At 58.6% G+C, this 9,033-nt stretch carries 8 protein-coding genes; 6 read left to right on the top strand and 2 right to left on the bottom strand.

Annotated features, from left to right (window positions below; all coding sequences use genetic code 11):
• The 6 genes from FHX47_RS10660 to FHX47_RS10635 all read left to right on the top strand — a co-directional run.
• Positions 1–506 (top strand): PD-(D/E)XK motif protein (locus FHX47_RS10660; RefSeq protein ID WP_183358912.1); only part of this gene is annotated, 506 nt, incomplete at its 5' end.
• A 10-nt stretch (positions 507–516) separates the two neighbouring features.
• Positions 517–2,442, top strand: a complete 1,926-nt coding sequence (locus FHX47_RS10655; protein ID WP_183358911.1) for a hypothetical protein — start codon at positions 517–519, stop codon at positions 2,440–2,442.
• Between the two features lie 62 nt (positions 2,443–2,504).
• Positions 2,505–3,305: a hypothetical protein gene (locus tag FHX47_RS10650; protein WP_183358910.1), complete on the top strand. Its 801-nt coding sequence runs from the start codon at positions 2,505–2,507 to the stop codon at positions 3,303–3,305.
• A complete protein-coding gene (locus FHX47_RS10645; RefSeq protein ID WP_183358909.1) occupies positions 3,302–4,057 on the top strand; it encodes a DUF6339 family protein in 756 nt (251 codons plus the stop codon). The genes FHX47_RS10650 and FHX47_RS10645 overlap by 4 nt, the downstream gene beginning before the upstream one ends.
• A gap of 420 nt (positions 4,058–4,477) precedes the next feature.
• Positions 4,478–4,927, top strand: coding sequence for a very short patch repair endonuclease (locus tag FHX47_RS10640; RefSeq protein WP_183358908.1), 450 nt, complete (start codon positions 4,478–4,480; stop codon positions 4,925–4,927).
• Between the two features lie 13 nt (positions 4,928–4,940).
• Positions 4,941–6,632 carry an AlwI family type II restriction endonuclease gene (locus FHX47_RS10635; protein WP_183358907.1) on the top strand — a complete coding sequence of 564 codons (1,692 nt, stop codon included), beginning with the start codon at positions 4,941–4,943 and terminating at the stop codon, positions 6,630–6,632.
• Between the two features lie 18 nt (positions 6,633–6,650).
• Here FHX47_RS10635 and FHX47_RS10630 read toward each other — a convergent pair whose 3' ends face one another.
• Complete coding sequence (locus tag FHX47_RS10630) at positions 6,651–7,769, bottom strand: DNA cytosine methyltransferase (RefSeq protein ID WP_183358906.1); 1,119 nt, start codon at positions 7,767–7,769, stop codon at positions 6,651–6,653.
• A gap of 520 nt (positions 7,770–8,289) precedes the next feature.
• Positions 8,290–9,033 (bottom strand): ATP-binding protein (locus tag FHX47_RS10625; protein WP_183358905.1); only part of this gene is annotated, 744 nt, incomplete at its 5' end.

The raw sequence follows: 9,033 nt of genomic DNA, 5'->3' as shown, positions 1-9,033 counted from the left end.
CCGCGTATCTGGAGACCTGGCAGAAGGACGGGCAGGACATTCATGACTTCATTGCCGACGACGTCCGAGTTGAGGTCAAAACATCTGCTTTCCAGAATCGCCAGGCCGTCAGCATCCATGGGCTCAAGCAACTTGCAGCGCCGGAGTCCGCCGACCTTGTCTTAGCTGTGGCTGAAATCGAGAAGCATGGAAACGGCGAGACACTTGATGATGTGGTTGACCGGATTCTGGACCAGGGCACGGAACTAGGCATGATGAGTGAAAAGCTTGCTGCCGCGGGATTCGTCCGTGGCATGACTTCCGCGGACGAAGAGCAGCGCTTCACCCTGCGCTCATGGAGGTACTGGGAGATTACAGGGGGCTTACCGGTGCTGAACCTCGAAGCCGTTGGAGCCGAAGTTGCTCTTGCCATCAGTGATGTCCGTTACTCACTGAACCTTTCTAGTCTTGGTGAGTCGAGAGAGACTTTCGACTGGTCCAGATTCACCAGCAGAGGAAGCGGATGAAGAGGGGCTTATGACACGTCTCAGAATCTATTCCAAGCCCAGGGGGGCGGGCGACCAGACCAGTGGCGGCCGGGGAAAGCTCTTGCGCGCGACTTCCAACCTGACCAGAGTTCAGGTACTGGTCCGCGAAACCCTGCAGAACTCGTGGGATGCAAAACTCGATGACTGGATTCCGGCATACGGTGTGTACGTGCACAGAGCATCAGAGGACGTAAAACGGACGCTCTCTGATGAAGTTTTCACCAGCCTTCCCGAGTCGCTGAAAGTACTCGAAGACAGCCTCACGCACCCTAAGATGCGCGTGATGGAAATTTATGACCGAGGCACATCCGGCCTCGATGGCCCCTTTCGTGCTGGCGAGGCCGCTGCTCCAGGTGCACCTAACAACTTCAACTCATTCGTATTCGACATCGGAACCACAAAGGATGAGCGCGGGGCCGGTGGAACTTTCGGTTTCGGCAAGACGGCTACGTTCGAGGTGTCACACGCGCACAGTGTCGTGTATTGGTCCGTGTGCGAGGACGATGCGGGGGTCCTTGAACATAGGCTTATTGCATCGGCTCTGCACGAGCCCTATGACGAGGCAGGCACCCGCTTCACCGGGGCCCACTGGTGGGGAGACCTCCTCGAGGAGGATATCGTTCCTCTTCGAGGCGCAGCCGCTCAAGAACTTGGTGAGAGATTGTTCGAGACGCATTTTGGGGAAGAGGAGACTGGCACGTCGATCCTTGTGATCGACCCTGAGGTAAGAGTTGACTCGCAGGAAGAAGCTGCGGCCGAACGCGTACAAGTCCAAACCGAGGAGCATGAAGATCTGCTCATCGATGAGGTCGTCGAAGCCCTCGCATACAGTGCATGGCCGAAGGTGGTGGGAGCCGGCGACGAGTATCCCCCCATGATCTTTCACGTCTACAAGCGCGGTGAGGAAATCGAAGTCTCGGAAAGAGTCAGTGACCGATATGCGCGCTACGGAAGCTCCCTCACGGCGATTAGGAAGAAACTAGACCAACTCGAAGGACCTGTTGAGCCTCCGCAGCTGCACGTCCTTAAGGAGACGCTTGAACCAATCGTCCTGCGTCCGCGCAGATCGTTTGATGAGCCTCTTGAAGAATTCTTCGGCAACCGTTCGGACAGCACTGCCGGCTTTCTTCACCTGATGCTCACCGCGGACGACGGCACTGACAGAAGCGGGCCCGTGACCTCCGGGCTTCCAACACCAAAGAACCAGTTGTGCCTGATGCGCTCTAAAGCGGAACTCGTGGTCTACTACGACTCTGTTGCCGATACGGACCTCGGTGGACTTCAGTGGACGGGAGTCTTTAAACCCACGCCAGAGTGCGATTTCCACTTCGCGTCATCTGAGCCCCCTACACACGACACGTGGACGCCCAATACGGCCGACACAGAGGTCTCCGCCTACGTCGTAAGACGGACGCTTGAAGCTGTCAGACGAAAAACTCGGGATTTCCTCGAGACTGAACGTATGGCCCAAAGTTCTGCCAATCGCTCTGTTCGCGATGTTGCCAATGCCCTCAGCAATTTCGTGCCACTTGGCCCAGCAGTATCCGAGGAAGAACCCGAGCCTGACAGAAGTGAGCGGCCTGGACGTCGCCGTCGGGTCACAGCACAGCGCCCTCAGGCAGTCGTCACTCAACACCACCCTGCCCCAGATGGTCTCGGGTTCATGGTCGAGTTTGAGGTCAAAGGAGAGGGCGGACCTGAGTTCGCCCTTCATGCCAAGCCTTCAGCGCGCACTTCAGACGGAGGAATGGTTCTCGAATCCAGTGAGTTCAGACTGACTTGGAATGGACACGAACGGTCGGGGCCGGGGAAGAACTCGGCGATATTCAGATCGGGTTCTGAGGGGGAGCTGCACATAGCTACCAGAACTGCTCTGGCACTTGATTTGGTGATCGACGTCGAGGAGCACATATGAATGCCGTTCATCTCCACCCTTATCCGCGAATCCACAGTGTGGAATGGTCGCAGACAAGAGTAATGGTTAACGGGCGCTCAGTAGAGCCGGAAGATTTAGCCAATCACTGGGATTCAGACTCGACAATCTCACTCTCCGTCAGCGCAGCAGCACCAAGTGCAGACCTTGCGAAGTTTGGCAAACCCCAGCTGGTCCTCAACGCTGCATGCAGCGAAACAGCCGAATCTGTCACCTCCCAAAGTTTGTTTACCGTGGGTTCTACCCGGTCGCAGGCGACGACAACCATCGAGCTTGAAGGCAGTCGCTTGGCCGAACAGCTTAAGCTGCGAGTCACGCTTACCGCACCATACGGAGACGAAGCATGGCTCAGCCGGAGAATTATCGCCGAAAGGCGTGCTGAACACATAGACCTCCAGGCTGGACTTCGCGGCTTTCCAACGACATCCATGTCCTTCAAGGCCGCTAATCGGCGGCAGTCCCCCTGGTTGCTTAGTATAAGCGCCACGGAACTCTCAGATCCGTTTGCGCATTCAATCCAGCTGGTTCTGAACGAGGATTATTCACGGGTCGAGGAACTGATCGAGGGCCAGGCTCAACCGCACGTGGAGACATCACTTCACGCCGCAATCATCAGATCGCTCGTGCAGACGGCCAGACGACTTGCCGACGATTCAGGTGATGACGCCAACCTGGAAGCAGCAGTCCTGGAGTTCCCCCATTCCATAGCTGCAGCAGCTGACAAGGCCAGCAGGGACTTTCTGAAGCGACCTATTACATGGGCCGTCAGTAGCCTCAGGTCGCATCCGGAATATGTTGAAGCCATGATCGACAGCGCAGTTGGCGCGTTGAAGGAGAAACGGTGATAGAGAAAAGGCTCTACCCCCGCCTGCCTTCTGATCACGCGAGCGCACTGAAGCGTAAACTCCTTCAGGACCCTCGTCACGCAACCTTCGACCCAGCATTATTGGACGAAGTCATCAATGACTCTGGTGCGTTCCCCCCAACTGGCGGCCGGCGCATGACAATGGGAGATCTGCTCACTCTGCGTGAGGACTGCCAGCAATCCCTGCCGTCCGAGACGAACCAATGGTCGTCTTCAGCTTTTGATCTGCAAATGGGCCGCACGCTTTACGAGACGAGCACGGGGTCACCGGGTGAATTCGGAAACGCCAAGGTGTGGGACTTCCTCACTCTGGTCCTGCTCCCAGACCTTGCCATAACACGTTTCCCCAAGGAAGCTAGGGGCGCGACAGCTCGACTGACCGGCGGCAATCGGAGACACGTGTTCCAACGGTTGTGGCGTCGATGGCAGGTATTCGGCCCTGCCATCGTCGAATCAAACTTGCTGACGGAGGATGACTACGTTGCCATCTTAGAGCGAAGCCTCACCAGCCAGAAAAAGGAGGTAGCGCGACGGACTGTCACCGCAATCCGATTATCGGGCAGGACCGGCAGTGCCAGACGAGAGTACACCCGAATGTTCACGCGGCAGCTCATCCAAGCTTCAGGTATTGTAGATATTAGCAGCGATGATCCAGCCCATCTCGACGGGCTCTTCAAACGACTGGGCGCAACGACGAACGAGATCCTCGATTCTGGGCCAACCAACAACTAAGAGGCACTGTGCGGCGACCTCGCCCAGGTGACGTGGCCAGCGGTCGTGTCTCAGTTGGAGTATATTGCCGGGCGATTATTCGATGTCTCCCAACGGTTTGTTTGTTTTGCAACACCTGACTTGTCTCATGGCCGCGCGTTCGGACAGCACATAGTTGCCTGACCTGGAGCATTGCTCTCAACTGTCAGCTGAATTGGGCACTAACGGCGGTCAGTACTAGGGTCGACTCTCGCTCGCAAGGCCCTGACGAGTAGCTCTATCGGGGCGTTGATATTGAAGACTAACTATTTTGTCTACTTGGACAAACCGATTTTGGCTTGATTTCGCGAATTGGTCGACGGATGTCGTCGTATGGAAAAAAGTTACCCGACTACTCGTTGCCGCGGAGCAGGCTCGGCCGATCCTGACTAGGCTCGAGCTATGGCACTGCTTTCGAATGAGTCCTGGGCCTCTTCGGAGCATGCCCGAGCGACCATGCGGGCAAACCGCTCTCGGGATACGAGGCCGGAGCTGTTGGTTCGTCGGGAACTGCACCGCCGGGGCCGGCGCTTCAGGGTCAACCTTCGTCCCTTGGCCGACGATCGCCGCCGAACAGTGGACATCGCGTTCACCAGGCTGAAACTGGTCGTCCACATCGACGGCTGTTTCTGGCACGGATGCCCGGACCACTTCGTCCCGCCGAAGACCAACCCCGAGTACTGGAAGCAGAAGATCGCACGAAACCAGCAACGTGATCTCGACACTGACCAGCGGCTTCGCTCTGCTGGCTGGACCGTGCTGCGCTTCTGGGAGCATGAGGCACCGATGTCGGTGGTCGAGGGTGTCGAGGCCCAGATCCGTAGAATGGAGACCAGAATCACTCGACGCTGACCTAGGAGCTCCCATGGCCAATATCCTGCCCTACTGGATGATTCCGCGCCCCAAGAGGAAGCTGGAGCTCATCCCGCAGTCATTGCGGATCTTCGCCGGCGTGGCCACAGGGACCTCCTGGGACGGGAACACACCGATCAAGAAGACGTTCGAAGACGCTCTCGACGGAGCTAACTTCAAGCGAAGCGGGGACTACACCGAACGTGCTCAAGGCCGCGGAGGCAGTGGCGGTCGGACCCATGGTGCCCTGCTCTACAGTCTCGGGCTTTGGTTTCGCCATCAGAATGATCCCAAAACGCCGCAGGAGGTCCACCTCACATTGGCCGGCCAGGCGCTGGTCGACCAGAAGCCCGCATTTCCCATTCTGCGTAAGCAGGTTTTGGCTTTTCAGTTCCCGTCCGCGTACTCTGTCCGAGTCAATGTGGACCGCAAATACCGTCTGCGTCCGTTCATCGCCCTGCTGAAGCTGCTCAAACGAGAGGAGTTGCGCGGCTACCTCACCACCGAAGAAGTCGCCGCCTGCGTGATCGGATACACCACCGGCCACAGCGACACTCAGATCGGCAAAACCGTCGACCGCATCCTGAAGTTCCGCGCGGACGGCACATCCTCTCTCCCCAACGATTTCACCACAGCTCTTCGCTCTCCCATCTCCAACAAGCAGTGGGACGCTCAGGCTCTGATCTCGAACGGCGGGACGCTCGGCGACATTGCCGACACCTTCATCCAGTGGCTGCGCTACATCGGCTACGGCGTGGCTGTGGACGGCGAGGTGTTCGATGCGGGCAGGAAGACCGTCACTGCGCTGAACCTCTCTATGGAGCAGGAGATCGACCAGGCTATCGATGACTGGGGCCAAAAACCCCTGCAGACGATGTATGAACCGGAGAATGACAGATTCGCCCTGGCGGAGTCAGCCAAAGCCTTCCAACGCACATATGGCGTTAAAGTCGGGATGAAGAAGGATCAGCGGACCATCCGCGACATTCAGGCTTGGACTTCATCAGAGCGAACCCTCGCTATCGTCTCAGCCTCGCTCAACCACCTCTACTTCACGCAGGTCGTCACGGAGATCACCGATGACGTTGTCGACGCCGTCGGCAACCACTGCGGTCTCGATCTGAAAACCGTGCGCGAGTCTCTGGAGACCCTCATCAGCTCGCCGACCCACGGCATCAGCGCGTTCTTGGACCGCTACGAGGAGATGTCACGCTCCGGCACAGACAAGGCCATAGCCTTCGAGAAGGCCACCGCAGAGATTCTCGAGCACACCTTCGGACTGGGTGCCAGGCAACTCGGTCAGACCGGAGCTGTGCCCGATGTCGAGGCCTGGTCGGAAGACTGGGGCATCATCATCGACACCAAGGCATACCAGGCATACGGCCTTCCGATCGACCATCAGCGCGCGATGCACGCTGACTACGTACCGGCTTATGCCGCAAGCCTCCAGGGGCGGCCGCTGAAGGCATTCGCCTATATCTCCAACGGCTTCGCCAAGTCCTTCGACGCAAACCTCCGCAAGACTGTCACTCGTGCCCAGAGCCACGTTGCTGATGTGCAGGGAAGCGGGATCTCAATGGTCCCGTGGCGGCAGGTCATCATGGCCTATGAGAAGGGCGAGCTCACCAAAGAGAATCTGCTCCAGCTCTGGACGATGGGCAGAGAAGTGACGCCGAAGGACGTCCAGGACCTCATCGACGCCTGATCAGCGGATGCGCAGTCCCTACGCCTCAGGGATCATGTTCACCATCGAGGGCTCCATACTGGGGTAGTCGATGCCTGCGTAGGAGTTCAGCAGAGCGTCGAAGATCACCTGCGCACCCCTGGGCGGCACTGCCATGCCGATCTGCTTGCGCACCGACTCCTTGGAGCCAAGGAACACGAAGTCGTCGGGGAAGCTCTGCAACCGCGCCCGCTCGCGGTTGGTCAGAGCCCGAGCCTCGTCCCAGTGGTAGATATGGGTGCCACCGCCGCCGGAACCTGTCACAGTGTAGGAAGGCTTGTCCGGGTGCAGACGGCGGTAGATCGAGGACAGCTTCGTCTTCGTCCGGATCTGAAGATGATCAGGCACATCTGCGTGCCAGGCGTTGCCGCCCGGAGGGATATAGCCCAGTCGCTCCACCACAACCTTCGACTGTTTCGTCTGCTCCTGGTTCTTAGCCCAGGCGGGTATGTTCGCCAGGGCGGTGCGGGCACTGACATCAGCGCCAACGTGCGGCGCGGGGCTGGGCACACGGAACTCTACATCGATGTCCTCCCGGATGCCGATGACGATCATCCGATGCCGAGCCTGGGGCACTCCGTACTGCTCGAACTTGTAGTAGTGCGGATAGATCCGGTAACCGGCCTCAATCATATCTTTAAAGATGACCTTGAGAACCTTACCGCCGTCGGCGCGGATGCCGCCGACGTTCTCGGCCAGGAACCACTCAGGCTGGAACTTCTTGAGCGCCTTGATCCCGTAGCTGTAGAGGGGGCCGAACTTGCCGCTGAAAGCTTTTCGCTCTCCGACCAGGGAGAAGTCATTGCAGGGGAAACCGAACGCGAGCCCGTCAATGTCGCCCTGCGCGGCGAGCAGGTCGTAGTCCAGAGTCTGGATGTCTTGACGGATTACCGAGGCATCCGACTCATCGCCGCAGATGTTGGCCGCATAGGTGCGGCAAGTGTCTGCGTCGTAGTCGTTGGCCCACTGGTGGACGATCTCAAAGCCGTTGCGCGAGGCCGACTTCGCCGCCAGACCGAGGCCTCCGGGCCCGGAGAACAGCTCCCCGAAGCGGAAGGTCTTGGTCGGGGTGGGTGTCGTCTCTCCCACAGCAAGGGGCTTCTGGGATGCGATCGTCATGAGTTCCATCGTAGAGAAGTCGCTGCGATTTTGCAGCCTGGTAGCGCTCGAAAGCGCCGAACCTCACAAACGTACCAGCCACTGTGCACGATTCATGTCTCACTATGAGCCACATGAAGCCGCTGAAACGCCCCGGCGACTTCAGCTTCAACGTCCATCATCGTTCGCAGTTCTGAGGCCAGCGACGCATTTCCCTGTTCACGGGATTTGACCCCCACACCTCGGCGCTCATCGGTGAATCAAGGACAATAAGAGGCAAGACGGTCTCGGCAGAGTTGCAAAAGCCGATCAGATCTGTGGCGGTGAGTGGTGGTGTGACATCACTTTGCAGGCTCACTATACTTCGGTGGTGACGGCTGGGAAGAAGCTGCCGACGCAGTTGATGACTGAACCTCACGAATCCACCCTTCGCTTGAACACGGATTGTGTGAGCAGGTAGCTGGGTGGGCAGAGTCATGACCATCGGCGCCTTCAGAGGATGGCGTCAGCGAAGATCCACCCCGTGGCGCGAGGGCCCAAGTCAGGTCCAGGCGGCACGGGTGCGAAGGGTATCGGCGGGGATCGTCCATAGATCTTCGCTGAGCGGAGTGGCCGCAGCATTGCTGGTGACGACGAACCCCCTCCTAAACCGACTGCCGTAGTGCTCCTTCATCGCGCGCAGACCTTTGAACGCGTCCGTTCGGACTGACGAGGTCGATTTGACCTCGATGCCGACAAGACCGCCGCTACGATCTTCTAGGACGAGATCCACTTCATGGGAGCGGCCATGCTGGACGTGCCGCCAGTGCCACAAGCTCGTTCTTGTTCGAGACCAGCCTGAATGCGCTCGCAACTGCTGCATTACGAAAGCCTCGAACAACCCACCGCGCACCGTGTCAGGCTGCTGTCCGACATCCGTCACGTCATTAGCCAATGCCGCGAAAGCCAGGTCTGCTGGGAATCCTTTTGCGCTGGTTCTCGGGGTCTTCTTGGCGGGAGGACGCAGATTACGCAACTCCACGAAGAGGAACCGCCGCACAAGGACATCCAGATAGCGATCGACTGTTCGCGGATCGAGGCCGACCTCTCGGCCAATCATGGTGACCTTCAACTCCGCGGCCGGATGACGCAGTACATAGTCCAAGACCCGACGCGCATTGCCGGCGTCGAACCTCTCATCAGGGAGCACCTCATCAGTCAGAATCGCATCGATCGCCTCCCCCGCCTGCTCATGCAGATGCTCCGGACCAGATTTGCGCAGGCGGGTGCGAGGCAGTCCGCCGTA

It is taken from the genome of Garicola koreensis (assembly GCF_014195445.1).
In the GTDB taxonomy this organism is placed as follows: Bacteria; Actinomycetota; Actinomycetes; order Actinomycetales; family Micrococcaceae; genus Nesterenkonia; species Nesterenkonia koreensis.
This window is presented reverse-complemented; position numbering and strand designations above follow the sequence as displayed.